The 26,038-nt window shown below is 66.3% G+C and carries 24 protein-coding genes; 5 read left to right on the top strand and 19 right to left on the bottom strand.

Annotated elements, in window-relative coordinates; genetic code table 11:
* Positions 1-94: 94 nt before the first annotated feature.
* Positions 95-331, top strand: coding sequence for a hypothetical protein (locus ACW7G5_RS04790; protein WP_457002264.1), 237 nt, complete (start codon positions 95-97; stop codon positions 329-331).
* Positions 328-2,892: a DNA ligase D gene (gene ligD / locus ACW7G5_RS04785; RefSeq protein ID WP_457002262.1), complete on the top strand. Its 2,565-nt coding sequence runs from the start codon at positions 328-330 to the stop codon at positions 2,890-2,892. Before ACW7G5_RS04790 ends, ligD begins: the two co-directional genes overlap by 4 nt.
* 121 nt (positions 2,893-3,013) lie before the next feature.
* Here ligD and ACW7G5_RS04780 read toward each other — a convergent pair whose 3' ends face one another.
* Both ACW7G5_RS04780 and ACW7G5_RS04775 read right to left on the bottom strand, forming a co-directional pair.
* A complete protein-coding gene (locus ACW7G5_RS04780) occupies positions 3,014-3,613 on the bottom strand; it encodes a DNA-3-methyladenine glycosylase (protein ID WP_457002260.1) in 600 nt (199 codons plus the stop codon).
* Between the two features lie 160 nt (positions 3,614-3,773).
* Entirely contained in the window at positions 3,774-4,361 is a 588-nt protein-coding gene (locus tag ACW7G5_RS04775) for a DUF488 domain-containing protein (protein WP_457002258.1), read from the bottom strand.
* Between the two features lie 121 nt (positions 4,362-4,482).
* On the opposite strand from ACW7G5_RS04775, the gene ACW7G5_RS04770 reads away from it, so the two are divergent.
* The 3 genes from ACW7G5_RS04770 (at position 4,483) to ACW7G5_RS04760 (ending at position 6,851) form a co-directional block, all read left to right on the top strand.
* A complete protein-coding gene (locus ACW7G5_RS04770; protein ID WP_457002257.1) occupies positions 4,483-5,043 on the top strand; it encodes a DUF2058 domain-containing protein in 561 nt (186 codons plus the stop codon).
* 150 nt (positions 5,044-5,193) lie between these two features.
* Positions 5,194-5,553, top strand: a complete 360-nt coding sequence (locus ACW7G5_RS04765) for a helix-turn-helix domain-containing protein (protein WP_457002255.1) — start codon at positions 5,194-5,196, stop codon at positions 5,551-5,553.
* Positions 5,550-6,851 carry a type II toxin-antitoxin system HipA family toxin gene (locus ACW7G5_RS04760; RefSeq protein ID WP_457002253.1) on the top strand — a complete coding sequence of 434 codons (1,302 nt, stop codon included), beginning with the start codon at positions 5,550-5,552 and terminating at the stop codon, positions 6,849-6,851. Before ACW7G5_RS04765 ends, ACW7G5_RS04760 begins: the two co-directional genes overlap by 4 nt.
* A gap of 140 nt (positions 6,852-6,991) precedes the next feature.
* Here the strand turns inward: ACW7G5_RS04760 and ACW7G5_RS04755 are convergent, their stop codons facing one another.
* The 17 genes from ACW7G5_RS04755 to ACW7G5_RS04675 all read right to left on the bottom strand — a co-directional run bounded on the left by ACW7G5_RS04755 (position 6,992) and on the right by ACW7G5_RS04675 (position 26,014).
* Complete coding sequence (locus ACW7G5_RS04755; RefSeq protein ID WP_457002251.1) at positions 6,992-7,525, bottom strand: outer membrane beta-barrel protein; 534 nt, start codon at positions 7,523-7,525, stop codon at positions 6,992-6,994.
* A 254-nt stretch (positions 7,526-7,779) separates the two neighbouring features.
* Entirely contained in the window at positions 7,780-9,126 is a 1,347-nt protein-coding gene (locus ACW7G5_RS04750; protein WP_457002249.1) for a phosphomannomutase, read from the bottom strand.
* Positions 9,127-9,188: 62 nt separating this feature from the next.
* A complete protein-coding gene (locus ACW7G5_RS04745) occupies positions 9,189-9,665 on the bottom strand; it encodes a VanZ family protein (protein WP_457002247.1) in 477 nt (158 codons plus the stop codon).
* Positions 9,662-10,795 carry a glycosyltransferase family 4 protein gene (locus ACW7G5_RS04740; RefSeq protein WP_457002245.1) on the bottom strand — a complete coding sequence of 378 codons (1,134 nt, stop codon included), beginning with the start codon at positions 10,793-10,795 and terminating at the stop codon, positions 9,662-9,664. Before ACW7G5_RS04740 ends, ACW7G5_RS04745 begins: the two co-directional genes overlap by 4 nt.
* Before the next feature lie 375 nt (positions 10,796-11,170).
* Entirely contained in the window at positions 11,171-12,214 is a 1,044-nt protein-coding gene (locus ACW7G5_RS04735) for an EpsG family protein (protein ID WP_457002244.1), read from the bottom strand.
* A gap of 31 nt (positions 12,215-12,245) precedes the next feature.
* On the bottom strand, positions 12,246-13,283 hold the full coding sequence (locus ACW7G5_RS04730; RefSeq protein WP_457002242.1) for a glycosyltransferase family 4 protein: 1,038 nt from the start codon (positions 13,281-13,283) through the stop codon (positions 12,246-12,248).
* 4 nt (positions 13,284-13,287) lie between these two features.
* Entirely contained in the window at positions 13,288-14,670 is a 1,383-nt protein-coding gene (locus tag ACW7G5_RS04725; RefSeq protein WP_457002240.1) for a hypothetical protein, read from the bottom strand.
* Positions 14,667-15,872, bottom strand: coding sequence for a glycosyltransferase (locus ACW7G5_RS04720; RefSeq protein ID WP_457002238.1), 1,206 nt, complete (start codon positions 15,870-15,872; stop codon positions 14,667-14,669). The genes ACW7G5_RS04725 and ACW7G5_RS04720 overlap by 4 nt, the downstream gene beginning before the upstream one ends.
* Positions 15,869-16,993 (bottom strand): glycosyltransferase, encoded by a 1,125-nt coding sequence (locus ACW7G5_RS04715; protein ID WP_457002237.1) that lies wholly within the window; start codon positions 16,991-16,993, stop codon positions 15,869-15,871. Before ACW7G5_RS04715 ends, ACW7G5_RS04720 begins: the two co-directional genes overlap by 4 nt.
* Positions 16,990-17,895 (bottom strand): FkbM family methyltransferase, encoded by a 906-nt coding sequence (locus ACW7G5_RS04710; protein ID WP_457002235.1) that lies wholly within the window; start codon positions 17,893-17,895, stop codon positions 16,990-16,992. The genes ACW7G5_RS04715 and ACW7G5_RS04710 overlap by 4 nt, the downstream gene beginning before the upstream one ends.
* Positions 17,892-19,238: an oligosaccharide flippase family protein gene (locus tag ACW7G5_RS04705; protein WP_457002875.1), complete on the bottom strand. Its 1,347-nt coding sequence runs from the start codon at positions 19,236-19,238 to the stop codon at positions 17,892-17,894. The genes ACW7G5_RS04710 and ACW7G5_RS04705 overlap by 4 nt, the downstream gene beginning before the upstream one ends.
* 138 nt (positions 19,239-19,376) lie before the next feature.
* The gene (gene tviB, locus ACW7G5_RS04700) at positions 19,377-20,660 is read right to left on the bottom strand and encodes a Vi polysaccharide biosynthesis UDP-N-acetylglucosamine C-6 dehydrogenase TviB (RefSeq protein WP_457002233.1); all 1,284 of its coding nucleotides are present in this window, start codon (positions 20,658-20,660) and stop codon (positions 19,377-19,379) included.
* On the bottom strand, positions 20,657-22,072 hold the full coding sequence (locus ACW7G5_RS04695) for an O-antigen ligase family protein (protein WP_457002231.1): 1,416 nt from the start codon (positions 22,070-22,072) through the stop codon (positions 20,657-20,659). The genes tviB and ACW7G5_RS04695 overlap by 4 nt, the downstream gene beginning before the upstream one ends.
* A 77-nt stretch (positions 22,073-22,149) precedes the next feature.
* Complete coding sequence (locus ACW7G5_RS04690) at positions 22,150-22,590, bottom strand: hypothetical protein (RefSeq protein WP_457002229.1); 441 nt, start codon at positions 22,588-22,590, stop codon at positions 22,150-22,152.
* Between the two features lie 157 nt (positions 22,591-22,747).
* Positions 22,748-23,173 carry a hypothetical protein gene (locus ACW7G5_RS04685; protein WP_457002227.1) on the bottom strand — a complete coding sequence of 142 codons (426 nt, stop codon included), beginning with the start codon at positions 23,171-23,173 and terminating at the stop codon, positions 22,748-22,750.
* A gap of 127 nt (positions 23,174-23,300) precedes the next feature.
* Positions 23,301-24,494, bottom strand: a complete 1,194-nt coding sequence (locus ACW7G5_RS04680) for a hypothetical protein (protein ID WP_457002226.1) — start codon at positions 24,492-24,494, stop codon at positions 23,301-23,303.
* Positions 24,491-26,014 carry a J domain-containing protein gene (locus ACW7G5_RS04675; RefSeq protein WP_457002224.1) on the bottom strand — a complete coding sequence of 508 codons (1,524 nt, stop codon included), beginning with the start codon at positions 26,012-26,014 and terminating at the stop codon, positions 24,491-24,493. The genes ACW7G5_RS04680 and ACW7G5_RS04675 overlap by 4 nt, the downstream gene beginning before the upstream one ends.
* Positions 26,015-26,038: the final 24 nt, after the last annotated feature.

The following is a 26,038-nucleotide window of genomic DNA, read 5'->3' as shown; positions in this document are numbered from 1 at the left end:
GCTCCATCCGGATTGGAAGGCAGCGCGCATTCACCACATCCTGAACCTTCCAGCCGCACCATTCGCGGCATCACTCAATTGATGGAGCAATCTCATGGCAAATGGACAAGGGTCTGTCGGCAACGTCATCGCGGCGATCTGCAGCCTCATCGTGCCGGGCCTCGGCCAACTGGTGCAGGGCCGCGTGCTGTCGGCGATCGTCTGGTTCATCGCCGGCTGCATTGCCGGGGCCATCACGTGGCTGCTGACCTTCAGCCTGTTTCCGTTCGGCTGGTTCGTGGTCAGCCTGTTCTCCTGCATCAGCGCCGCGCTGTACCGCCGGCCGGCATGAGCCTGGTCGACTACCGCCGCAAGCGCAGCTTCGACAAGACCCGCGAACCCGAACCCGGGAAGCCGCTGCCGCGCGGCAAGCGGGCGATCTTCGTGGTGCAGCTGCACCATGCCAGCCGGCGTCACTACGACTTCCGGCTGCAGGTCGGCGATGCGCTGAAAAGCTGGGCCGTTCCCAAGGGCCCCAGCTACGACCCCGCGGTCAAGCGCATGGCGGTGGAGGTGGAAGACCATCCAGTGGACTACGCCGGTTTCGAGGGCGAGATCCCCAAGGGCGAATACGGCGGCGGCCACGTCGCCCGCTTCGACCATGGCGTCTGGTCCACCGAGGGCGATCCCGAAGCCCAGCTCGCCAAGGGCCACCTGCGCTTCGAACTCTTCGGCGACAAGCTCAAGGGCGGCTGGCACCTGGTGCGCTCCGGCAAGCCCGCGCGCCAGCCGCAGTGGCTGCTGTTCAAGGACAAGGACGCTTGGGCCGGCGAGCTTGAAGCCGACGACCTGCTGGCCGATGTCACCGCCGCGCCGGCGGCGGACATCAAGCGCGCCGGCGCCGGCAAGCCCGCGAAGAGGAAGCTCGCCGCCGTGCCCGCGGCGCGCAAGGGCCGCCGCAAGGACTGGGCGAAGAAGGCGCTCGCTCTGACCGGTGCAAGGCGCGGCAAGGCACCCGACGCGCCGTTCGAACCGCAGCTCGCGAAGCTGCACGAATCACCGCCCGAGGGCGAGCAGTGGATCCACGAGATCAAGTGGGACGGCTACCGGATCCTGGCCACGATCGCCGGCGGTGAGGTGCGCCTGTGGTCGCGCAATGCGCTGGAGTGGACGCAGAAGCTGCCCGAGATCCGCGCGGCCATCGAATCCCTGCGCCTGGAGTCCGGCGCGCTCGATGGCGAACTCATCGCCGGCGGCGGCACCAAGGACGACTTCAACCTGCTGCAGGCCACGCTGTCCGGCGAGCGCCAGGGCAGCCTCGCCTATGCCCTCTTCGACCTGCTGCACCTGGACGGCGTGGATGTCTCCGCGGCACCACTGCTCGAGCGCAAGACGTTGCTGAAAGAGCTGCTGCAGGGCGCCACCGGCCACCTCGCCTACAGCTCGCACACCGTGGGCGACGGCGAGCGCGCGTTTGAGCTCGCCGGCAACAACGATTTCGAAGGCATCATCTCCAAGCGCGCCGACCGGCCGCATCACCCCGGGCGCAGCGACGAATGGCGCAAGACCAAGCGCCTGGAAAGCGACGAGTTCGCCGTGGTCGGCTACACCCAGCCCAAGGGCAGCCGCACCGGCTTCGGCTCGCTGCTGCTGGCCAGGCCCGATGCCGAGCACGGCTGGCTGTACGTGGGCCGCGTCGGCAGCGGCTTCAACGACGCCCTGATGGCCGACGTGACCGCAAAGCTGCCCAAGCGCGGCAGCAAGGAACCGACCGCCCACGTCGGCACCACCGACACCGACCTGCGCAGCGCCACCTGGTTCGCCCCCCGCTTCGTGGTGGAAGTCTTCTACCGCGGCATCGGCCGCCAAAGGCTGCTGCGCCAACCCTCACTCAAGGCGGTACGCATGGACAAGGACATCGAAGACCTGGCCGGCAGCGACCGTGGAAAGGCAGCCAAAACCACGAAAGCCGCCAAAGCCGCCAAGAAGGCCAAACCCTCCCCTGTGGGAGCGGCTACAGCCGCGATCCCGGCGTCCCGCAGCCCCCCCACCCTCTCCAGCCCCACCAAGATCATCTACTCCGACATCCGCGCCACCAAACAGGATGTCTGGGACTACTACACCGCCGTGATGGACCACATCCTTCCCGAAGTCGCCGGCCGCCCGGTCTCCGTGATCCGCTGCCCCGCCGGCACCGACAAGACCTGCTTCTTCCAGAAGCACCTCACCGCCGGCCTCGAACTCGTCTCCACCCAGCGCCTGAAGGAAGAAAGCGGCAACAACGCCGACTACCTGGTCATCGAAGACGCCGCCGGCCTGCTCGAACTCGTGCAGTTCAACGCGATCGAATTCCACCCCTGGGGCGCCTTCGCAGACAACCCCGACACCGCCGACCGCGTCGTGTTCGACCTCGACCCCGGCCCCGGCGTGTCATTCCCGGAGATCAAATCCGCCGCCACCCAGATCCGCAAGCTGCTGCAGCAGATGGATCTCGAGTCCTTCCTGCGCGTGTCCGGCGGCAAGGGCCTGCACGTGGTGGTGCCGCTGAATCCCGGCTGCGACTGGGACCTGACCAAGCGCTTCGCCCAAGGCTTCGCGCAGGCGCTGGCGCAGAGCGAACCCGACCGTTTCGTCGCCACCGCCACCAAGAGCAAGCGCAACAAGCGCATCTTCGTCGACTACCTGCGCAACGGCCGTGGCGCGACCGCCGTGGCCTCGTACTCCCTGCGCGCCCGCCCCCGCGCGCCGGTGGCGATGCCGATCATGTGGAGCGCACTCGGCAAGCTCGAGCGCCCCGATGCGTTCACCATCCGCGACGTGCCGGCGATGCTGAAGCGGCGGCGCAAGGATCCGTGGGCCGGGATCGAAGCGATCAAGCAGAACCTCGCGCGCTGGAGCGAAAGCGCAGAGTGACGAGGAGGTCGCTTCTGTGGGAGCAGCTTTTTGTAGGAGCGGCTATAGCCGCGATTTGCAGCAGCATCGCGGCTATAGCCGCTCCCACAAGGGCGATGCACAGGATCCGGTCGCGCAGGAACTACGCGATCCGTCGCGCCGAGACGTGCAGGTTGCCGGGGACATGGAAGCGCCACGGGAGTTCAACGGCGCGGCTGATCCCCACGCGCGGCCCGGTGGCCGGCTTCAACGGCGGCGGGGTGCCGTCGTCCACGATCGCCACGCCCTGCGCGCCCGTGACCAGGTCGGCGCCGTCGTGCTCGCGGGTCAGGCCCATGGCTTGGGAGAGCTTGCCCGGCCCGCTGGCCAGGTCGCGATCACGGCGCGCCGCCGGGCGCAGCACGCGCATCGCATCCAGCCCGCGCAGCGGCTCCATGCCCCGCAGCAGCACGCCCCAGCCCACGCCCGGCTCGCCGCAGACCGCGTTCGAACCCCAGTGCATGCCGTAGGTGAAGTAGACATACAGATGCCCCGGCTCGCCAAACATCGTCGCATTGCGCGCCGTCTGCCCGCGGAACGAATGCGCCGCCGCGTCCTCGCTGCCGGCGTAGGCCTCCACCTCCACGATGCGCCCCGCACGCCCGTCGGCCCGCACCAGGATCTTGTTCAGCAGCTCCGGCGCCACCAGCGCCGGATGCCGCCGATAGAAGTCCCGCGCGAGTGTCTTCCAGGAGTCGTCCACCGACCCATTGTGCCAAGGACCCACCCCTGTCGCAGCCTTCCCTGTGGGAGCAGCTATAGCTGCGATCCAGCGTGCAGACACGACCTGGTCAGCAGATGCGGGCCAATCAGCAGATGCCGGGCGACGTTGGTCGCAGCTGTAGCTGCTCCTACAAATGCGGTCATGGCGGATCGAACAGGCCGCCTTGGGCGGGCGGGTAGATCAGCAGGTCGCCGCTGGGGCGGGCGTCGGGGTGCATCGGGTGCGGCTGCACATGCTTCGCGTCCATGATGTGCAGCACCTCGGTCCCGCGATGCGTCAGCACATCCGACACCAGCCGCCGGTGGCAGCGCCACCACACCGCTTCGGCACACATCAGCGCGGTGGGCGTGCGCGCCGCAAGGTCCAGCGCCAGCGCCAGGCCTTCGGCGAACTCCGCGCTGGCCAGGTGATCGGCATAGCCCTGGAACGACGCGTTGCGCCACGCACCGTTGGGCGAACCGGGCTGGACCTTGCGCCGGCCACCCAGCTGCGGAACCCACTGGTATTGCAATCCGGCGGCCGGCAGGGCTTTGGCCATCTCCTCGCTGGCAAACCACGGATAGCGGCGGGAGCCGGGGAAGCGGCGCACGTCGGCAATCGCGCCGATGCCCTGGGCCGCGAGCATGGCCAGGAAGTCCTCCCACGTGCGAGTGGAGTGACCCGCGGTCCAGACCGTGGGGCCAGGACCGGCGTCGGGATCTGTCATTGGCCGAATGGCGTGTTGCATCGAGCCATTACACAAAACGCCGCGTCGGCATCGTGTGTGCCGCCCCCACGCGCCCGGCCAGCGGGCACAGCCCGACCCCGGCCCACTATCATGGCCAGGCATCCACACCGGGCGAGACGACATGGCAAAGGCGAATCCACTGCAGGAACAGTTGCTGAAGGCAGGCCTGGTCAAAAAATCCAAGGTCGCCGAAGTGGCGCGCGAGCAGCACGTGGCCCGCCACACCAGGGCCGCCGCGGCGGCCGCGCCCAGTGACGCCGCGCTGGACGCCGAACGCACCCGTGCCGAAAAGGCCGACCGCGACCGCGCCCTTGCCGCCGAGCGCAAAGCCCAGGCCCGCACCGCCGAGCTGCGCGCCCAGGCCCGGCAGATCATCGAAGACAAGAAAGTGCCGCGCGCCGGCGACAGCGAATACCGCTTCAACGCCGACGGCGCCATCCGCACCCTGCTGATCAACGACGAACAGCGCCGCCTGCTGGCCTCCGGCGCACTGGTGATCGCCCGCCTGGGCGAGCGCCATGAACTCCTGCCGCGCGCCGCAGCCGACAAGGTCCACGAACGCGACCCCGCCGCGATCGTGCTCGATCACGGCCAGGCCGCCGACGCCGAGCCCGCCACCTCAAGTTCCGAGGACGACGCCTACTACGCGCAGTTCCAGGTGCCCGACGATTTGGTCTGGTGATGCGCGCGTAATGGGAAGACCAAGCGATCAAATACGAACCATTGCACCGCTCTGAAGCAGATAAGGCCCATATACGAAACTTTGACCTGGACAAATTGAAGGTTCAATATACGAGCCATTACTCCTGAGCGAGCAAGTAGCGGTCTATATATGAGCTCATTCGATCAAACGGCGACCAACGTCGAAGCGTCCCTCCGCGCCTTCGGGGCGCGCGTGGCGCAACTGCGCCTGAGCCGGAATATGACCCAGGCCAGCCTGTCGCGGGAGTCCGGCGCGTCCGTCAGCAGCATCAAGCGGCTGGAGGCCGGGGGAAACACCTCGCTGGACACACTGCTGCGCGTGCTCGGGGCCCTGGGCCTGGGCGACCGCCTGCTCGACGCCCTGCCCGACCCCGGCGTCCGCCCCATCGAACGCGTCAAACTCGGCGGCCGCGAACGCCGCCGTGCCAGCGGGACGCCGGACACCCCCAAGGCAACCGATTGGGCCTGGGGCGAGGACGCCGAATCTTGAGCGACGCCACCGTCCGCCTCTGGGGCCGCGACATCGGCGCCGTGAGCTGGCTGGCCGATCGCGCAATCGGGGTCTTCCAGTACATGCCCGACTTCGCCGCCAGCGGCATCCAGCTGGCGCCGGTCATGATGCCGGCCGGCCCCGCACCCTTCGAGTTTCCCGGCCTGCCCAGGGACGCCTTCAAGGGCCTGCCCGGCATGCTCGCCGACTCCCTGCCCGACAAGTTCGGCAACGCGCTGATCGATGCCTGGCTGGTCGCACAGGGTCGCCCCGCCGAGAGTTTCAACCCGGTCGAACGCCTGTGCTACATCGGCACCCGCGGCATGGGTGCACTGGAATTCCACCCCAGCCTGTCAGGCAGCCCGCGGCAATCACGCAGGGTCGAGATCGACGCCCTGACCCGCTTGGCCAACGATGTCCTCAACCAGCGCGAACAGCTGGCCGGCGTGCTGATGGGCGAAGACGACCGCCGCGAACTCGAGGACATCCTGCGCGTGGGCACCTCCGCCGGCGGCGCGCGCGCGAAGGCGGTGCTGGCATGGAACCCGCAGACCGGCGAGTTCCGCTCCGGCCAGGTGAAAGCCGGCGAAGGCTTCAGCGCCTGGCTGATGAAGTTCGACGGCATCTCGAACAACCGCGACAAGGAACTGGCCGACCCACAGGGCTTCGGCCTGATCGAGTACGGCTTCCACCTGCTCGCGGTCGCCGCCGGCATCGACATGAGCGAATGCCGTATCCATCGCGAAGGCGGGCGCGCGCACTTCATGACCCGCCGCTTCGACCGCGGTGCCGATGGCAGCAAGCTGCACATGCAGTCGCTCGCCGCCCTGCGCCACTTCGACTTCAACGCCGCCGGCGCATATTCCTACGAACAGGCCGTGGAAACCATCCGCCAGCTTGGCCTCCCCGCGCTGGATATCGAACAGCAGTTCCGCCGCGCGGTGCTGAACGTGCTGATCCGCAACCAGGACGACCACGTCAAGAACATCGCATTCCTGATGAACCGCCAAGGCGAGTGGCGCCTGTCGCCGGCGTTCGATGTGAGCTATGCGTACAACCCGGCCGGGAGCTGGACGCACCAGCATCAGATGAGCCTCAACGGCAAGCGTGATCATTTCAAAGCCGCGGACCTGATCGAGTTCGGGGCGTTCTGCGGCATGAAGTCCGCGAAGGCGCGCGAGCTTGTAGCCGAGGTTCGCACGCAGGTCGAAGACTGGATGAACTTCGCCAACCAGGCCGGCGTGCCGGAAAGCCGCGCCGCAAAGATCCAGCAAGCAATGCGCCCCCCCCTCCTGTAGGAGCAGCTATAGCTGCGACCCGCATCCTTCTGTCGCAGCGAGCAATCGCAGCTATAGCTGCTCCCACAAAAGCCTTCCTGTCCAGAACGAAACAGGCCGGGGATGTCCCCGGCCTGCCCTTTCACCACGATCCGCGAGGATCAGAAGTCGAAGCGCACCTGCACCTGCGCCAGGTCCACGTCGGCGTCGTCCATCTCGAAGCGGCTGTACTCGCCGCGCAGCGCGAAGGTGTCGGTGAAGCGGTACTGCAGGCCCAGGCCGTAGGTCGGGTCGGTGCCGTCGTCGCTCGCACGGCCGATGCCCGGGGCCCTGAGGTCGGCGTCCCAGCTGTGGAAGCCGCCCTTGGCGTAGCCCGAGAACTTCTCGGTGAACGGCAGCGTGCCCACCGCCACCAGCGAGACCGTGTCGGCCTCCAGCGATGCAACGCCGCTGATGTCGATGTCACCGAAGTCGGTATAGCCCAGCTCGACGCCCCAGTTCGGATGCATCTGGTAGCCGCCGAAGGCCTGGAATCCGGTGTCCTCCTCGTCCAGCCAGCCCTCATCGATCATCGACTGACCGACGCCGGCGCCGGCATACCAGCCGACGGGCTCCGCCGCGTGCGCGGCACCAAAGGAGGCGGCACCCAGCGCGGCGGCAAGGACGGTACCGGCAAGGATCTTCGTGGTGTTCATGGTGGAACTCCTGCGTTGTTGACTGATGCCCACAACATGGAGACCACCACACTGGAACAAAGTGGCATTCCAGCCACTCATCGTTCCATAAATCGCCTTTCTTTCGTGGGAGCGGCTATAGCCGCGATCGTCATCGCGGGGAGCATTCGCAGCTATAGCTGCTCCCACAGAAGCCGCTCCCTCCTGGTCCGCTCGATGAAGGCCTCGACCGGCGGACTCGCTACACGGCTCCCGCCCCAGCGAGCCCCCCACCCTCACGCCATCAAGATCCCGCTGATCTCTCCCACCTTCTCCTGCAGCAACGCCGCATCCCCCCGCGTCTCGATGTTCAACCGGATCAGCGGCTCGGTGTTCGAACTGCGCAGGTTGAAGCGCCACGCGCCGAAGTCCGCCGACAGCCCGTCGGTGTCGTCCAGCTCCGGATGCAGCGCACTGAAGTGCGCCAGCACCGCCGCGATCGATGCCGGTGCATCCGCCACGGTGAAATTGATCTCGCCGCTGCACGGAAACTTCGCCATCCGGTCTTCCACCAGCTCCGCCAGCGACAGTCCGCTGGTCGACACCAGGGCCGCGATCAGCAGCCACGGGATCATCCCGGAGTCGGCATAGGCGAATTCGCGGAAATAATGGTGCGCGCTCATCTCGCCGCCATAGATCGCGTCTTCGGCGCGCATCTTCTCCTTGATGAAGGCGTGGCCGCTCTTGCACAGCACAGGCTCGCCGCCGGCCTCGCGCACCATCTCCACCGTGTTCCACAGCAGCCGCGGGTCGTGCACCACCTTGCCACCCGGGCTGCGCGCCAGCAGCGCCTTGGCCAGCAGCCCGACCAGGTAATAGCCCTCGATGAAGCGGCCGCCGCCGTCGAAGAAGAAGCAGCGGTCGAAGTCGCCGTCCCAGGCGATTCCGAAGTCGGCGCCGTGCTGCTTTACCGCATCTGCGGTGGCGGCCCGCGCGTCGGGCAGCAGCGGGTTCGGGATGCCGTTCGGGAAGTTGCCATCCGGCTCGTGCTGCACGCGAACGAACTCGAACGGCAGGTGCGGCGCCAGCAGGTCGATGATCATGCCCGCGCCGCCGTTGCCGGGGTTGCTGACGATCTTCAACGGCTTGAGCTCGACACCCGCGACGTAGCCGAGCAGGTGCTCGATGTAGGCCGACTTGTCGGTCATCGCGCGGCTGCCGCCCGTGCCCTGCCCCGGCGTGAAGCCATCCGACAGCGCGCGGTCGCGGATGGTGAACAGGCCGGTGTCGGCGCTGATCGGCCGCGCGTTCTCGCGCACCAGCTTCAGGCCGTTGTAGTCCATCGGGTTGTGGCTGGCGGTGACCATCACGCCACCGGCCGCACCAAGGTGATCGGTCTGGAAATAGACCTCTTCGGTGCCGCAGAGGCCGATGTCGATGACCTCGCGGCCGGCTTCGCGCAGGCCCTGCGCCAGCGCGGCCTGCAGCGACGGGCTGCTCAGGCGGATGTCGTGGCCAATGACGACCGCGCCGGGGCCGAGCAGCTCGGCGGTGGCGGCGCCGATGCGCATGGCCAGGGCCTCATCGAGTTCGTCGGGCACGCGGCCGCGGATGTCGTAGGCCTTGAATGCTTTCGATGACACGGGTGTGCTCCAGCGGTGCGGGGACCCGGATCATACCGGTGGGCGCTGCATCCCGAGCTGCTTCAGCGACCCCTTCGAGGGGCCCAGGCTGCCACCAGCCAACTGCCTATCCACGCGAACAGAACCCCTGCTAGCCCGCCAAGAACATTCAACGCCGCATCCTCGAGCTTCGGCTGCCGCCCATCGGTCAGCCATTGCGACAGTTCCGCGGCCACGCCCAACGCCGCTACCAACACCACGCCACGCCAGTTGCGCACATCCCGGCGTGCCAGCCAGATCAGCAGGCCCAGCCAGGCGAAGGCGAAGAGGTGTATCCATTCCGGGGGATCCAGCGGCGTCGAGCGTGTCAGGCCGTACAGGCGATGCACACGGTCCATACCGAACCAGTCGCCCAGCATCGCGGTGGGGAGGAACAACATTGCTGACACTGCAAGAGCGGACACGACCAGCAACACCGCCACCACCGGATGGCTGCCACGGGCCAGCAGCATCGCCACGCCCAGCGCGAGGACCGCCAGCAGGACGTCGGCGCCGGTCATGGCGTGGGCAGCAATTCGCGATACACGGCCATGGTGCGTTCGATGACGATTTTTTCATCGAATTCCGCCAACGCCTTGCCGCGCGCGGCCGTGCCGAGGCGCGCGGCCAACTCGGGATCATCGTGCAGCCGCGCAATGGCCGCGGCCAGCGCCCCGGCATCGCGCACCGGCACCAGCAGGCCATCGACCCCGTCGCTCACCACTTCCCGGCAGCCCGGCACGTCGGTGGTCACCAGCGGCAGCGCGCAGGCGGCGGCCTCGATCAATCCCTTCGGCAGGCCTTCGCGATAGCTGGGCAGCACCACCACGTCGACCGATGCGAATAGCCCAGCCATGTCATCGACGTGTCCCAGCCACTGCACCACACCCTCCTCTGCCCATCCGCGCACGGTGGCTTCCGGCACCGCCGCGGGATTGCCCGGATCCGGGTCGCCGGCCAGCAGGAACTCGATCGCCCTGCCCTCGCCCTGCAGCTGTCGCGCGGCCTCCACGAACTCCGCCAGGCCCTTGTCCCAGAGCAGGCGCGCAGCCAACAGCACGCGCAACGGACGCGCGGGATCACGCGCGCCGTCGCGCGCCACGAAGCGCGAGCAGTCGACGCCGGAGCCGGGGATCAGGCGAACGTGATCGCGATCGACAAGCCCCGCGGCTTCAAACAGCGCAACGTCATCGGGGTTCTGCAGTATCAAGCGCGCGTTGTCGCCATCCAATGCGGTACGCAGCAACGCGCGCACCAGCGGGCGCAGTACGCGGGCCTTGGTGTCGTTGCTGGTGAACACGTAGCCCATGCCAGCCACGGCGTTGACCCGCGCCGGCACGCCGGCCAGGCGCGCGGCGAGCGATCCATACACGGCGCACTTGATGGTGAAGCCGTGCACCAGCGCCGGGCGCTCCCTACGGAACAGCGACACCAGCCATGCCAGCAGCCGCGCTTCGCGCAGCGGATTGAGGCTGCGGCGGTCCATCGGCACCGGCTCCCAGCGCAGGCCGAGGGCGCGCAACTTTTCGCCGTAGGGGCCGGGTGGCGAGATCAGCAGAAGGTCGTAGCCGTGCGCCTGCAACGCAAGCGCCAGCGAGCGGCGGAAGTTGTAGAGGTACCAGTCGGTGTTGGCAAAGAGAACAAGTTTCATTCGAGACCGATTGGACTCACTTTCCACTTTGTCACGCGCTCCGACTTTTGTGAGATAGGCCAACGCCGTCATGCCTCGAAGGACAAGTGCTCATGAAGCCCGAGATGGTAGTTTTCATTGACAACATGTAGGTCCCCCCCGGCTCCGGGAATCTGCTTGATAACAGAGGCTTTCGGGTGCCCATATTGATTGTTCCTGCCACAAGAATCGACGGAGACAGTTCCCCACTCCTTGTTGAGCAGGCGGTCGGCTTTGGAGTCCAAGGTTAGGGTATGCGATCTCGGCCAGGCGTGCTCTTGGTTCAACGGCGGCCGAGGCCCAAGCCGTCTCCCGGCAGCGTACCCGCCTCGCCAAAGTTTCCTCAGCCGATTCCGCTCAAACAAACGGCCCGAACTGATACGGCAACCAGTACTCTGCGTGGTTAGCGAAGTTCAGCCAGACAAACAGAACCATCGCGTAATAGCCGATCACGCCGAGTACCAGTAGCGTGCGCAGGCGGACATTGTTACCGGCCAAGCGTGGAATCCGGCAGAACACGAACAACTGCAGTGGGATCAGGTACAGCGCCACGCGATCCACCGCCGTGGAAGCCAGAAGTACCATTGGCAGGCACAACAGTGCCAGCAAAGCAATCCACGTCCACAGCTTCTGTTGTTGTGGATCGGGTTCCAGCCGTCGCCGCCAGAGGAGGAGCAGCCCTGCCGGAACGGCGTTCATCAGCACGCGGATCTTCGCGCCCTGCGATTGCATCTGGTATTCCACGTAGCTGGACCAGAGACGATCGGTATGGTCCAGGAGCAACACCCAGTACAGCAGCGCAGAAACCACCACGACCATGCTTGCGCTCAGAATGCGGTTACGACTTGCTGCCAGGACGGCGATCGGTAGCAACAGGACGGCCGATTTGTGAAAGAGCGCGCCCAACGCAATGCAGATGACGAACTTGCGTACGCGATGATCACCGAGTGCGGCGAAACCCGCCAGTGCAAATCCCAGCGCCACCGCTTGACGGCTGTAACCCATGCCCACCACGACCAGCATGTACGGCACCGCCACCAGCAGCGCCAGCCAAGGCCAAGGTTGGCGCCGACAGAAAACGACGACACCCCACATCATGATGCTGCCGTAAACCAGGTTGACCCAGTAAATGTTGCCGCCCAGCCGTAACGTCAACCAGTTCAGCGCGTAGTGCCCCGGGTCTCCCCTGCGAAGCGCCTCCATGAATGACAGCGGCCTCACCATCTCGAAATGGTTGAGATAGTTGAACCAGTCCCCGCCCACTTCGTGGCGAAGTCCGATCATAAGGGCGAACAGCATCCCGACAGCAGCCCATGCAATGGGCTGCTGTCGCTCAGGCAGGCGATACCTGGCAAGCACGGCCCACATGGGAACCAAGAACATCAGCCAGAACGGGAGCATCGGTTCCCCGGTTTGAGATCACGGCACGGCATCACTGCAACCGTCCAAGAATGTCTTCGTAGGCAACAACCGCCCTTTGGATGTCATACAGGGCCACGGCCCGTTTCCGCGCACTGGCCCCCATCGTTTTCCGAAGTTCTGCAGAGTCGATCAGGGTGGCGAGACGGGAGTACCAGTCGGCGTCATCCACCAGATATCCGACTTCACCGTCGGCCACCACATCAATATTGAAGCCGACCGCGGAAGCCACAACGGGACAGCCGGTCGCCATGTACTGGATCAGTTTGAACGAGCACTTGCCCTTGCACCAATCCGTGTCGTCCAACGGCATCAAGCCGATATCAAGCGACTGCAGGAACGCCAGCTCCCCGGTGGGAGTCCATTTCGTGAACTCGGCGGCCAGCTCTACACCGAGGCTGCCGGGATCGACGTCGCTGCAGACAAGAAACCTGTACTTCCGGCCCGAAGACCGGAGGGCGGCCAATCCTTCAACCAGATGGCGCAGATAGGGGAAATTCCCGCTCGTGCCGATCCATCCAATCTTGACCTCCCCCTCCGGCTCGACCCCTGGCCCCGGGCGATACAGCCCGGTGTCGATGCAGGTGGGAATCACACTGACCGGCACGTCCGCGTCCACCGCCTGTGCCAGCCATTCGTTTCCCGCCACCACGTGGCTTGCGGCCGCGAACACCCCGGACAACGCCCTTCTTCGGCGTGGGCTGGGGGCACCGCCTTCCCCCAGGAACACCGCGTCATCGAAATCAAAGACAAGACCAGAGCAGCGGGCGCTGAGCTTCACCTCCGGGCGCGAATCCCAGGGCCAGGCCAGTCTTTGGACCATTACCGGCCCGTGCGGACGCATCGTCGCTGTCCGTACTGCCCGTCGCAGACGACAGGCGGCGCGATAGGCGCGCTGGACAACAGGAATCCCGATTCGCCCATCCAGGTCGCCGTATCCGTGAACCAACCCTGTGTCCCACCCTTTCTCCCTCAGGCCTCGCTCGATGGGATGCACGCGAAAGCGGGATGCCGGAACGTGGGTGCCACCGCAGATGAACGTCGCGCGCATGCGGTCAACCCTTCTTCTGGACCTTGGAGATCACCAGCCTGACCTTGCCGTTCGCCCCCTTGGGGAGACTCTGGAGCACGTTCATCTCAAGGACGATCGGATATCCCAAGGCCCGCTCAAAGCTTTCCTTGATGCGGCTCGCTACCTCATCCCTCTGCGTCGGATTTTCAAGCACACAGTTCACCTCGAAGCGATCGTATCCGTGCTGCACAACCTGTGTCTCCACCAGGCCCTCGACAAACTTCAGGGTCCTGTAGGTGAACATGCCAAGCGACCTGCCGTCGCTGGTGTGAATCAGATCCTCGACCCGGCCCACCACGCGATCCACCACTGGCGACTCCAATCCGCAGGCGCAGCCGCCTTCCTTCCGCAGGCGCAGTCCCGCCACCAGGTCGCCGGTGCGGTAACGGATAAGCGGGGTGCGGTCCTGGACGAAGCTGGTGACAATCAGCTCGCCATCCCCTTCGAACCCGACGCCGGCGTCAGTCGCCACCTCAAAAATTCCGGACTGCCAGCGCACGTGATATGTCCCATGGGGGCATTGCTGGATAAAGGGAACGCCTTCGCTGGCAGCGTAGTAATCCATCACCGGCACGCCGGCCAGGGCTTCCATCTCCTCTCGCATGTCCGGTAGCAGCGTCTCCGCAGTGGTGATGACGGCCTTTAGCGACGGAAGTCGGGTCTGGCACCGATCAAGGACGCGCAACGTCTGCAGCACTCCGGAAGGGTAGCCGTCAATCAGCATGGGGCGGAACGATTGCAGCTTTCCGGAGATTCTTTGCGCATGCGCATCGTCAAGATGATAGGAGGACAAGAACAGCTGCTTCTCGGCCGGGTTGTAGAGCCACGGAGAGCGCTGATCCACTCCTACAGGGCACAAAATCCGACCGGAAAGTCGAACGGACGGATCGCGCATCTCCATGCCTGCAAGCCGCAGGTGGTCGGCAAGAAACGCGAAGCGCCGCTGGATGGACTTACGGTCATGCTCGATGCGCATCGGCATGCCAGTGGAGCCACTCGTCGACGACGTGCTTACCGATTTCACCAAGGTGTTGCGAAGACTATTGGCGCTCCCCCTGAGGGCAGACTTTTCTAGAAGTGGCAATGCGTCAAGCGCGTCCCGCACTGACTGCAACCCGTCCAGCGCCTGGGGCCTGATGGCGGCGGCATAGTATTCGGTGCCCTTGGATGCCTGTTGGACCAGGCGCTTCAGCGCATCAAGTTGCCATTGCTCCCGACGCTGCTCCGACCATGCCTGGCTTTCGGCAAGGAAGTCCAACCACTTCCGATACTCCTCGCCGAAGCGGAGTTTCCTATTGCGCCCGCCAACCACTGTAACCGCCGCCTGTCGAAGCGCACGAGGCAACTTCTCGAAGACGAGGGTCAAGACGGCGCTCCCTCAGACATGCTCAATGACGAGTACACGGCACGGTAGCGCTCCACACCGACGGCGAGGGAGAAGTGGCGTTGCGCGGCATGCACGCAGCGGTCAGAAACTTCCGGATCATCCAGCAGCGCAAGCAACCTAATAACGCCATTCTGCAGCGCCGATTCGTCGAACTCAGAGACAGCCACCCCGACCCGTTCCCCCTCCAGAATTTCGGCCATGTCGCCAACCCCCGAGTTTGAAAGACACGGGATCCCACAGCCCAGGAACTCACCCAGCTTGGTCGGAGCAGACGCTTGTTTGGAAAACACCGGCTTTATAAAGAAGATGCCTGCATGCATCCGTGCCATCTGTGCAGGCACTTCCGCATGCGAGGCAGAACGCAACTCAACCGTCTCCGACGGGACGCCTCCTGCTTCGAGACGCTGCCGGACGTACTCGTGCTCGTTGCGATTGAGCACAAGGAGGCGCGCGTCCGGCCGGCGCTTGAGCAGCAGCCCGAAGCTCTTCACGACCGCATCGAACAGGTACCAGGTGCCGGCAGACCCAACATAGCCGAGCACCAACCCCGGATCCGGCTCTCCCTGCGGCTTAAATCTTGCAAGATCCGCGCACGTAGGGATCACCGTAACTGGCGGCATCCGGTCCTGAAGATACTCGAAGTCCTCCATCTCTCGCACTGCTGCATGAGTCAACGACACCACATGATCAGCCCCCAGCAAAAGTCGCCGCTCGAACCACTTGCCCACGCGGTACATGCGCCCGCCTCGTGGCCACAAGCCGCCATCCACCCGCTCATCGGCCCAGAAGCCGCGCATGTCGAACACGAATTTTGCGCCCATCAGCCGCTTGATCGCCAACGCCATGACCCCTGATACGTAGCTGCGGGCATGCAAAATTCCGATGCGATTCCGCAGCACCAGCCACACGCCGAGGACGCCGCCGCACAAGATGTCCCAGAGCGTGGCGATGGCCGACGGTCGCTTGTGGTAACGCAGCGGATACCAATGGATACCGGCACACCGCATACGCTCGGCAACCGCCTCCCGCTCCAGGGTGCGCGCCCAGTCTTCCCTGCGCTCGAAGCTGATCAGGTGGATCGCGCGATCCACCGCCAAGCGCTCCTGGTAAGCCAGCACCTGGGATTGCCCCAAGGGTTCCAGCAGGCCGGTATATGTGATGTAAAGAACCCCTTGCTTCATGCTCTGCCACCCGTCTCGCGCCAAGCCGGCAGCAGCAGGTCCAAGTACCGGTCAGCCACTTTGTCCACAGCAAAGTCCTGTGCACGCACTTTAAGCACGGCATGATCGTGCTGCGACTGGAGTGATTCCAGCATCGCCCGGGCCAACGCATCCGCATCACCCACTGGCACCAGCCGGCCGTACTTGCCGTGTTCGAGGATTTCGCCCGGGCCCGATGGGCAGTCTGTGCTGACCACGGGAACACCTTGCTCCAGCGCCTCGACGATCACGTTGCCGAACCCCTCGTAGTCGGACGAGAGTACGAACAAGTCCGCGTTCGCGTACCAAGGCGCCGTGTCTGCCTTGTACCCGAGCAGCAGAACGCGACCATCCAATCCAAGCGCCTCGATCTTCGCTTGCAACGCCTGCCGTTCCTGCCCTTCGCCAACGATGCATAGGGTTGACCCCAGCGACGCAGGCAAGCGCGCAAAGGCCTCGATCGCGATGTCGAATCGCTTGACTGCCTTGAGCGTGCCGACGGCCAGTATCCGTGGGCTGGAAACACCCTGCAGTTCGGGTGGCAGCACTGGCACTCTGGGATAGGTCCGCCCCAGCGCTGCCGGGTTGTACTGAACCGTTATCATTTCCCTGGGCATGCGGGACAGACTGGCCATGTCGTCCGCCACGCCTGACGACACGCCGATGCGCACATCAGCAAACCGATAGGCAAGCCAGATGCTGGTACGAAGAACAAACGAATGAAGCCGCCCCTTGTGGCAATAGGCGCGCGATTGCGGGGAGTGTTCGCTGACCACAACCCGCCCACGAAACCCCGCCAATCGCGCAGCCAACGGAGCGATCGCGGTCAATGGCCACATGGCAGCAAGAAGCACGTCAGGACGCATTTCCCGGAGATATCGCACCAGGGGCCAAAGCAACGACCTAACACGATCCACCTTAAGGTCGACAACGCTGGCGCCATCCGGCAGCTGAGGGATCAGTTCTCCCCGGGCCTGCCGCAGCACGAACTCGACCTCACAGCCACGCGCCATCCATTCGCGAGCCATTTGCACGCACATGTTCTCTGCGCCACCGGGACGTAGATCGGGAAGCAGAATTGCGATCTTTCCGATACCGTTCATACCGAATTTCGAACTGCCAGCCAATTGTTGCCATCGACTCTCCGCAGTTGAAAGCCGTGCTCCACGAACGCACGATCCAACGGATCATCCTCGCTACGCGTTCGGCTCCAGTTCTCGTAGATCGCTGCCCGAAGGTTCGCCATCGTGCATTCAGCGCCCTGCAAGGCCTGCAGTTCCGCGCCTTCCAGGTCCATCTTCATCAGGGCGATACTTGGAATTCCCGCGGCAATCTCATCAAGCGTGGTAGTAGTAACGTCAACCCGCGATCCCACGCCGTACCTATCGGCATCCTCGGCGATCGTTGCCTGGCCGAATTTCCCGGACTGTACCGTGGCCGTCACAATTCGGCCCGCGATATTGCTCAGCGCGCGGCGCACCATAGTGACGTTCTGCAGGCCGTTGATCTTGATGTGGTGCTCCAGACGACCCGCCGTGTCAGGCATCATTTCGACAGCGATCACCTGCCCCGACGGACCAACCAGGCGCGATGCCAGCACGGTATAGACGCCGATGTTCGCGCCGGCATCGATGAACACATCACCAGGCGCAAGCTGGCTTCGAATCTCATCCAGAATCCCCTGCTCCCGCCACGGCAGTACATGCCAAAGGTCGTCGCATCGCCCGCGCAGCAGGAACCGTCCGACGCCCCTCACTTCCACTGCTGCATCTGCCAAAAGATACGGATCCTGCCATGCAAGCGGATTCCGAAGCGAAATCACGGGTGCGGCAAGGGCGGATCGGAACAAGGTCAGCTGGTCGTGCCATGTAGAACCACGTACTTGCCAGAGAATGATCGCCCAACGCCCTATTCGTTGAGCGTAGTGAAGTAGCGCGCGAAGCACCCGGCGGACAGGGCCTGGAAGCGCCTGTTTCAGAAGTGAGCGGATTGAACGATGGTTCATGTGGGAGCGGCTCCCGACCGGACCAACGCAAACAGACTCGTGTCATAGGACAGGCGCGCCATGCAGTCACGCCACATCAACACGTTCCAGACTGCGAGCGATATCAAATGGGAGAGCGCGGCACCAACGATGCCAAAAGACAGGATCAGCGGGGGTGCGCAGATCCCAAGAACAAGCAATGCAAACAGTGAAGCCCGCGTCACACGCGACTCATGCCCGGTCATGTTGAGCACAACCGCGCCCGCTCCGAAAAAGGCATTGATGGCCACGCCAAAACATAAGATCACCAAAATCCCACTCCCTGCGCCGAACTCCGATCCGAACACTGCGGAAAGAAGCTGCTCTCCTGCCACGAGGAACGGCAGAGACAGGACCACCACACCGATCGTCATGCCTGCCGAAACAAATCCAAGCATTCGTTTCAGACGCTGGCGGTCACCACTCGCATGAAGCCGTGCGATTACCGGCATGCAGACGATGTTGAACAGGCTGATCGGCATGGCGATCAGCAGCATGACCGAGCTGGCCATCCGGTAGATGCCGACGTCGGAGATCGCCACCATCGCACCCAACAGCAGAATCAGCAGATGGCCTTGCAGCAGCCGCGTTCCCTCGGTAAGCGCCATGGGCAATGCACTTGACCACCATCTGTTCGCGTCAACGACAGGCGCAGCGGTGGCTACCCTGCCCGGCATTGCCCAATGCAACATGTACAGCGCCGCGACCAGCGAGATGCCCGCCGACAGCACGCCAAGCGCCATGGCTAGTGCAGGCGTCATTGGTACGAACAACAACGGCACCAGGAACAGGAACAGTGAGTAGAACATCGGGCGCAGCAGTACGCCCGGCACTTGCCCCCGAATGATCTGTTGCAGGCCACGCAGTGCCGCCGAGCGCATCGAGAGCTGCGCTACCACGGGCACCATGAGGACCCCGGCCAACAGTGTCATGCCCAGGGGCGAGGCCAGCCCATTGCCCGACAGGAGAAGCCAACCGGCCACTCCGGTGCCGATGACGGCGGAGATCAGCCAAGACACCTGCGACGACCAACGCAGAATGCCCTTCATCCGACCCCAATCCTGCTTGAGCTGCGCCGCTGCGACCTCCCGGGTCAACAGTTGCGGCAGGCCGAACTCGGTCGGCACCGTAAGCAGCGCAATGATCGACATCGCCACGCCGTAGATGCCGTAGCCCTCCGCCCCCAGGCCGCGCGCCAGCTGTACGCCCACCAGGAAGCCGAACCCCATGCCGGCAATTCGCAGTCCGGCGCTTCCAGTCACGGCCTTAACCATCGTGGGACCCAGTCCGGAACCGGACAGGTATTTGCGCAATCGGTCGATCACGCTCAACAGTTCTCGCGACCATGGGAAAATTTGTCGCCGCCGACTGCTTCGTCGTCACACTTGTACAGGCTCGTGACGACGCCGGAACCGAGGACTTCTGCGGTGTGGTTGACCAAAATTCTCATTGCCCTTCTCTACTCAGAGCCTCCCATCCACCGCTTCCCGCGGCAACACATACTTCACGTCATACAGCACCGCCCCCGGCTTGCCATGCGCGCGGATCCCCGCCGCACCCAGCTTCCGGAACTCCTCGTGCCCCACCGCGACGATGATCGCGTCATACTCACCCTCGCCCGGCTTGCACAGCGACAGCCCGTACTCGTGCTTCGCCTCGCCCGCATCCACCCACGGATCGCACACCTCCACGCGCGCGTTGTAACCCTGCAGCGCGCCGATGATGTCCACCACCCGCGTGTTCCGCAGGTCCGGACAGTTCTCCTTGAACGCCAGCCCCAGGATCAGGATGCGCGCGCGCACCGGGTTGATGCCGTTACGCACCATCAGCCGGATCACCTCGCCCGCCACGTACGCACCCATGCCGTCGTTGGTGCGCCGCCCGGCCAGGATCACGTCCGGGTGGTGCCCCACTTCCTGCGCCTTGTGGGTCAGGTAGTACGGATCCACGCTGATGCAGTGCCCGCCCACCAGGCCCGGGCGGAACGGCAGGAAGTTCCACTTGGTGCCGGCAGCCTCCAGCACTTCCAGCGTGTCGATGCCCAGCTTGTTGAAGAGGATGGCCAGATCGTTGACCAGGGCGATGTTGAGGTCGCGCTGCGTGTTCTCGATCACCTTGGCGGCCTCGGCCACCTTGATGCTGCTGGCCTTGTGGGTGCCGGCGGTGATGATGCTGGCGTACAGCGCGTCCACGAAATCCGCGGCGGCCGGCGTGGAGCCGGAAGTCACCTTCATGATGGTGGTGACGCGGTGCTGCTTGTCGCCGGGATTGATGCGCTCAGGCGAATAGCCGCAGAAGAAGTCGACGTTGAACTTCAGGCCGCTCTCGCGCTCCAGGATCGGGACGCACACCTCTTCCGTGCAGCCGGGATACACGGTGGACTCGTACACCACGGTGTCGCCGGGCTGCAGCACCTTGCCCAGCGACTCGCTGGCCTTGCGCAGCGGGGTGAGGTCCGGGCGGCGTGCGCTGTCGATGGGCGTGGGCACGGTGACCACGTACACGTTGCAGTCGCGGATGCCTTCCAGGTCGCAGGTGAAGCCCAGCTGCGTGGCGCTGGCCAGGAGTTCCGGCTCCACTTCAAGCGTGCTGTCACGGCCGGTGCGCAGCTCTTCAACGCGCGCGGCGTTGATGTCGAAGCCCACGGTGGCGTACTGCTTGCCGAATTCGACCGCCAGCGGCAGGCCCACGTAGCCCAGGCCCACCACGGCGATGCGGGTGTCCTGCGGCGTAGGAAAATCACTCATTGAACCCTGTCCTTTTGCATGATTGGCGTGTCCCGCGCTGTGCGCGGGGCTTTAGCCCTTGAACGTCCCTTGTCGCTGCCTGCGGCCTGCGCCGCGGCGATTCCTGCCAGTGCCGCCGCCACCGCCAGCATGGCCGGGGTGCGCAGCGGGTAGTCCACCAGCGAGTGCGCCAGTATCGCGCCCAGCGCCACCAGCGCGGTCATGCCCAGCCCGCGCATCTGCGCCGGCTGCCGCAGCAGTCCAAGCAAGGTGAGTGCCAACGCCGCGGCGCCCAGCAGCAGGGTGACCATGGCGGGCACGCCGGCCTCGAACCACCACTGCGCGTATTCGTTGTGGGCGTGGTTGACGTAGTTGGCCATCAGCAAGTCGCGCGGGGCTTCCTGCTCGAACACGGGCACGTAGCTGCCCACGCCCACGCCCATGGGTGCGAAGCGCGCGGCGATCTCGCCGGTGAGCGCGCGCAGCGGGCCGCGCAGCTCATCGATGGCGTCCACCTGCATCCAGCGCAGGGCCAGGAACAGGGCCAGCGCCGCCACGGCAAGGCTGGCGGCCAGGGCAATCCGGCTGCGGGTGCCGCCGCGCCAGGCCGGCCAGTGCACGGCCACCACCAGGGCGCAGGCCAGGATGATCAGCACCACGCCGGCGCGCGAGCCGGTGAGGGGCAGGGCCACGGCCGCAAGCAGCATGACCAGGGCGGCGACGGTGCCGTGCATCAGGCGGTGCGGGCGGCCTTGCGGCCAGGCGCCGGCCACCATCGCCAGGCGCGCGCAGGCCAGGGTGGCCGCGACCACCAGCAGGGTGGCCTGGTGGTTGGGATTGGCGAAGAAGCCGTTCATCGCCGGCTTCCACTGCGGGTAGGGATTGAGCGGGCTTTCCTGGGGGGCGCCGATCTGGGCCACGCCCAGCAGCAGGCTGGCCACGGCCAGCACCACGATCAGCTGCGCCAGGCGGCGGTGGGCCGCAGGCGGCAGGGCCAGCGCCATGGCGAAGATGGCCAGCGCCGGCAACAGCTGGAAGCCCGCGGCGCGCGTGGCGGCGGGGGCCAGGCTCCAGTGCGCGGGCGCATCGACGCCGAACAGCGCGAGGTCCTGCCCCAGCGCCGCCCTGCCCTCGCCGCCAGCCACGGCCGCGGGCAGCACGGCCTGCAGCAGCGGGATGGCGGCAAGCGCCGCGGCGAAGGCCAGCCAGGTGAAATGGATGGCGCCGGCGGGGCGCTTCAGCAGCAGCCAGCCGGCCCAAGCCAGCAGCGGCAGCGCCAGCAGTTGGGCAACAAAGCTGCCGGTGCCTGACTCCTGCGAGCTGCCGCCGGACAGCACGCACAGCACCAACAGCGCGCACACGGCGGCCAGCCCCGCGCGTGCGGCCCTGTCTTGATGCTGGTGATGGTGTGCGTCGGCAGTTGCGCCGTGCATGGTGATCCGCCCCCGGAAACGAAAACGGGACGGGTTAAACCCGTCCCGCAGTGCACCCTATGTCAAAACCGGACGGGTCAGCGGCTGACCGGCGGCGGCGCAACGTAGGCCTGCTCGTCCATGCTTTCAAGGGCGGCGGCACCAAGCACGGCAGCGCCGCTGATGATGCCCACGGCGCCCATGTCCACGCCTGCAGCGGTGGAACCGGCGGCGGTGCCGGCAGCCGGGCTGCTGGCGGCGGCAACGCAGGTGGCGGGCACGCCGTGCACGCCGGCGGCGCCGAGCGCCTGGGTGCAGCCGTTGGGATAGACCAGGGTGGCGCTGCTGCCTTCGGTCAGCATCACGCGGCTGCCCGGGGCAAGCTGGGTGCCGGAGGCGGCGCTGGTGAACTCACCACCGGTGCTGACCATAGCGCTGCCGCTGTCGATGCGTAGCGTTGCGGACTCACTCTGAGCGAGCGCGGGTGCGGCGAACAGCGTGGCCAGCGCAGCGGCAATCAGGAGGCGATGGATTTTCATGGAGTCCTTCCGGTGTCTCGTATGGGGTGGCGCATGTTGCGCCGCAATAGAGACTACGGACATGGGGGCGCTGGCGCAACCCTTTTTACGTGACGATTTTGTGAATTTTGTCCGTAATATCAGCAAGATGCGACGTTCATGTGAAGCTTGCGCGCATTCAGCGGCTGACTGGCGGAGAGCCCCCGCCGCCGCCACCGCCAGCGGCGGCCGCGATCACCGCCACGCCGCCGACAATGCCCGCGATCACACGGCCGTCCACGCCCCGGCTGCTGTCGGCAACGCAGTCGGCGGCCACGGTGTAGACCCCGGGGGTACTCATGGTCTTCTTGCAGCCGTTGGCATAGCCGAGGCTGGCGCTGCCACCCTCTGACACCAGCACGCGCTGGCCGGGGGCAAGCACCTGGCCGCTGGCGGCCTGGGTGAACTCGCCGCCGCTGCTGACAAGCACCGAGCCGCTTTCCACGCCCAGCAGGATGCCGGGATCGGCCGCCGGCACGGCGGTTTCAGGCGCATCCTGCGCAGGCGCCGCAAAGGCGGCCAGGGCAAGCGTGGTGAAGCTCAAAACGGCGACGATGTGGCGCATTCGGGGTCCTTCCGCTGGTTGTTCATCCCGCGACCGGACGGTCGGCGACGGAACCCTGAATTATGTTGCACTTCGCGTGCCAACGCATCCTCAGTGATGGCTGGCGCGAGGATCAGGCAAGGGTGGCTCAGGGTTGGACGATGGCCACGCCGGACAGGTCCAGCTCGCCGCGCAGGGTTTGCGCCACGCCGCGCGGTGCGGGGTTCACCAGCCGCAGCCACTGGCCTTCACAGCCCTCGCCTTCGGGCACGGTGAAGGGCAGTTCCAGCGCGGCCCAGTCGCGGGATTCGCGGATACGGGCGCCGCTGGCGATGCGTGTGCGGCCGTCGCTGCAGGTCAGGGTCCACTCCAGGCCCTGGTCCGAGCGCAGGTCCCTGGTGCGGGCGCGGAGCCGCAACACATGCTGGCCGGGGGCGAGCAGCAGCGGGATTTCCAGGCCGGTGCGCGCTACTGGGCGGCCGAGGAAGCGCAGGCGGGCGGCGTGGGCCGTGCTGCCGGGTGTGCCGACGCCCGGCACGCTTTTGTCGAGTTCGATGCGCTGGAACAGCACGCCGGGCGTGCGGCGAACGCGCCAGTCGAAGCCGGCCGACGACAGCGGGCGCCCGAAGCTGCCGTTCCAGGGCACCGGCAGAAGCGCGGGGGCGTCGGCAAGGCCGCTGACCCAGCGTGCGTAGGCGCTGCCCCAACGGCCATCGCGAAGCATGCCGTCGATCCAGCGCGTGGTTTCATCGGCGCTGAGGCCGCCCTGGGCACGCAGGGCGCCGTGCAGGTTGTCGGCGGCGGTGGGCAGGCGGCTGGCGGTGGCGGCGCGCAGGATCGCGTTGCGCCACTGGGGTCGCTTGACCAGATGGGTCGCCAGGGCATCGGCGAATTCCGGGTCCTGGGCGAGTTCGGCGATGAGCTTGAGCAGGTCGCTGCGCTGCGCGGGGGCCACGGTGAGCAGTGCGTCCAGGTGGTCCGCGGCGGCGGCGTAATTGCCGGACTGCAGGGCCTGGGTGGCAAGCCAGCCGCGCACCTGGGGATCGCGCGGGGCGCGGCGTGCGGCGGCCTGGTAGCGGGCGTGGTGGGCGGCGGCATCGCCCTGCCCGTCCTGGGCGCGGGCGAGTACGCCGAAGGCGCGGCCGAGTGCGGGTTCGCGCGCGAGCACGCTGCGGGCGATGGCGGCGGCGCGGGGGGCGTCGTCTTCGTGAAGGGCGGCTTCGGCGGCGGCGAGGTCGGCTTCAAGCCGGGCCTGTTCGCCATGCGTGCTGAGCAGGCTGGCGCCGGCGGCAAGCAGCGCCGCCAGCAGTGCCGCGAAGGCGATCCAGCGGGCGGTGTTCACTGGGCGGGCTCCAGTTGCAGGCCGACGACGCGCCAGGCCTCGCCCATGCGGATCAGCTCAACGCGAAGCACCCCGGTTTCCACCGTCCCGCGGCGGGCATCCAGGCGATAGGCGCCGAGCATGGAAGCGGCCATGGCATCCAGGGTCCAGTTGGGCGCATCGACCAGCATCCGCGTGCGCGCGCCCTGCGCATGGCGCGCCTGCAGCTGCGTGCGGATACCCGCACCCTCCAGCCCCGTGGGCAGGTCAAGCCAGGCCGGTTCCGCGCCGCCCCCGGCCAGGTAATCCGTAACCCCCCGAACCGCCGTCTCCGCCTCCCCGAAAAGCCGCAACGGATCCGCAGCCGCAACCCCCGCACCCGCCCTTGCAGGAGCAGCTTCAGCTGCGATTGCCAGCCCACCCGACGGGGGTGCGACTTCAGCCGCAGCCGGCGCGGCGGGCGTGATGGGGGTCGGAATCGCAGCCATGGCTGCTCCCACAGGTGGGGCAGCTGGCGAGGGCAAGGTCGCAGCTATGGCTGCTTCTGCAGGTGGGGTGGCAGCTTGGGTTGCAGGTGGGGCGAATGGCGGGGGCTGGGTCGCAGCTATAGCTGCTCCTACAGGTGCAGGTGCAGGTGCAGGTGCAGGTGCAGGTGCAGGTGCGGGTGAAGGTGCAGGTGCGGGTGCAGCTGCGGGTGGGCTTGCAGGTGGGGCACCTGGCGGGGCAACTGGCGGGGTCGGCAGTTGGACCATGGCCAGGGCTTGAGTCACGGTTGGACTTGTCGGTTCGGGCGCGGCGGCGGTGCGGACGGGCGCGGCGGGGCTGCTGGCGGGCGCGGTGGCGCTGCTTTGCACGTCGTCGAAGTTGTCCTGGCGGGTGAAGGCGAGCCAGGCGAGGACGATGCAGGCGAGGCCGAGCAGTCCGACGAGGATGGGTGCGAGGGAGATGCGGGGGTTGGGGGGAATCGCGGCTGTAGCCACTCCCGTGGAGGGGGTGGAATATGGCGGGCTTGGGGGGACCGCGGCTGTAGCCGCTCCCACAGGGGGCGCGCGGCGCGGGGTGGTGGAGGTCGCAGCTGTAGCTGCTCCTGCAGGGGCGCGCGAGGCAAGGGTGGCGTCGTATCGGGTGCGGGCGGTGGTGGTACGGAGGTGGTTCCAGGCCTGGTTGACGCGGGTCGCGAGGGCGGAGTCCCACTGGCTGCCGGCGGTGCTGCGGTCGGGGTGCAGCCAGCGCAGCAGGTGGCGATGGTGGTCGCGCAGGGTGGCACGCTCGGCGTCGCGGTCGGCACCGAGTACGCGGTAGGCGTCGGCGTCTTCGGCCAGCAGCACCTGTTGAACGAAGAAGCGGCTGGCCTCCAGCAATTCGGATTCGTCGTAGCCGGTGTGCTGCGCGGCGCGGTGCAAAACCTCGGCGGAACCCGAGGCGATCGCCAGCAACGTGTCCATGCCCTGCGGCAGGGGCCGGGCGCGGAGGGCGCTGCGACGCGCAGGTGCGCGCAGCAGGCCCATGGCCAGTTCAAGTGCTTCGCCCGCGTTTGCCATCATCCCCTTGCGGGCCCCCGCCCC

The organism is Luteimonas sp. A501 (assembly GCF_054052085.1).
This window is presented reverse-complemented; position numbering and strand designations above follow the sequence as displayed.